This window comes from Okeania sp., from assembly GCF_983059655.1.
The window spans coordinates 2,188-4,007 of the sequence record NZ_CEZPJD010000731.1 but is presented as its reverse complement, the minus strand read 5'-3'; the positions used below and the strand labels follow the sequence as shown (position 1 = coordinate 4,007).

Annotated in this window: 2 protein-coding genes; one reads left to right on the top strand and one right to left on the bottom strand. The window is 32.6% G+C overall.

Going from position 1 to position 1,820, the window contains the following annotated elements; all coding sequences use genetic code 11:
• Positions 1-483 precede the first annotated feature (483 nt).
• Positions 484-1,365 carry a hypothetical protein gene (locus AC3DU7_RS27480; protein ID WP_488042438.1) on the top strand — a complete coding sequence of 294 codons (882 nt, stop codon included), beginning with the start codon at positions 484-486 and terminating at the stop codon, positions 1,363-1,365.
• Between the two features lie 242 nt (positions 1,366-1,607).
• On the opposite strand, the gene AC3DU7_RS27475 is transcribed toward AC3DU7_RS27480, so the two are convergent.
• On the bottom strand, positions 1,608-1,820 hold a 213-nt coding region (locus tag AC3DU7_RS27475; RefSeq protein WP_488042437.1), incomplete at its 5' end, for a YcaO-like family protein.

The following is a 1,820-nucleotide window of genomic DNA, read 5'->3' as shown; positions in this document are numbered from 1 at the left end:
GTTAGGAAAATTAAGAGAAGAAATCTCGCGAAAATTATTTTTTCTTATAAAACTGAAACTAGAAGCCTACCTAAATTAAAAGTGCCCCGAATCTTAAAAAAGTTACGGGGCGATGTTCGTTTCCGAACTCAAGGCTGTTTATTTGTTATTAGGTAGTTTAATGAGTTGTTGTTGACAATCAGCCTGATCTTTTGGACTTATCTTGAAGTTTAACGAATATCTGCCAACTTCCCAGTTGAAAGTTAGTTCTTTCGTACAAAACACAAGTATCAGTACCAAAGAGATCAATCCACCTAATAACCAATTTGGCATAGGCTGATTGGATACTGCGATTATTCATGTACAGTTGTTGTACTCTAAAAAATTTAGAGTACATTAGTTATTATAGCAGTGAGTTCTGGTATGTTTACAGTCCAATAAATTTTTAATATTTATTTAATATTTTGTGGGCCATAGACTCTTTGTAAAAAAAGAGAGGAAGTAATGAAAGAAAGAGCGATTGAAGACTATATATTTTTAGGTTCATCAGTTCATTTCATTAAAAACATAACAAAAAATCAATCTTTACGTAATAATAATACTGGCAATAGTGATACTTATAGTACTTTGTTGGTCATAGAATTGCTTTTGAAAAAAATAGAGGATTTGGGGTTCACAAATACTGTAGATTCAGTTGCTTTTGGGCAGCTAAGAGATATAAACATTGAACTAGAAAAATCTTCTTTCATTAGTGATGAGCAAGTAAATAAATTAAGAAGTATTGCTGAAAATTTAGAGTCGTTTTTACATGAAGAGTGTAATCAAAAATCAATAATTGAATTAGATTCTGAGGAAAAATTGCCTATGAATTCTCATCCTCCTAATGATGATAATGATGATTGGAAAAAGTCAATTGCAGACTATCCAAAGCAACATCCTGTCTTGACTTTTTTGTTGATGGCGATAATATTGGGGTTGATAGGTTTTGCATTTCATCTAGTTGGAAAAGGATTAATAACTTTTCCAGATAAACTAGAACCAAGAAATCCAGAAGAAGAAAATTCTTTAGTGACAGTAAATTTATTTTGTAGCTGGAAAAGCCAGGGAAATTTGACCAAACCGATAGAAGCAGCAGCAGTTACGGCAACATCTGTGAACACTGGAAATCCAATTAATGTTCTAGGTACAGGAATTGATAGTGATGGACGAATCACATTTAAGATGAAAAAAAATGATCGTATTTCAGTTACGATTAGACATCCTGATATACGTGATTCGCAAGTTACGATACCTAATATAATAATAGATGAAGATGAATCAAGTCTAAAAGAACAAAAATACGATGTTAGTCGCAGAAACTGTTATTTTGACCGTAAGCAACCTTGAATAAATTTGACAAAAAATTGTTAGTCAGCTAAATAACTTACGATTGCACTCCCAAAACCCAGACTAGTAGGCGTTGCTGATTTTGGGTATGATTTATATGTTTTGACGATTGCTAAACTATTGAATGAATGACAAATATTTGAAATTCTTCAGTTTTTCTTTTCATACCTTGATTCAGCAACGCTGAATGGTTTTATATAAGCGTTGAGCTAAGTCATTTGCGCTTAAGTTTGACTAAAAATTTACATCCACATTGGAAAAGGATTTAATTCTTCTTCCTTTAAAGACTCTTTCAAACATCCCATTTTAACCGGAACATCATACAATCTTCCTAACCCTAAACGCTTCCACATATGACGCATTCCTGGAACAATTACCTTAGCTACCCTCAACCCAACATCGCTACGAGTTTGGTCTAATACTAATAGTTCCATGTTATTTTGCTCAACAATTTC

Coding starts and splice junctions, on each gene's coding strand:
- AC3DU7_RS27480 (WP_488042438.1), top strand. CDS start 484: ATGAAAGAAAGAGCGATTGAAGACTATATATTTTTAGGTTCATCAGTT.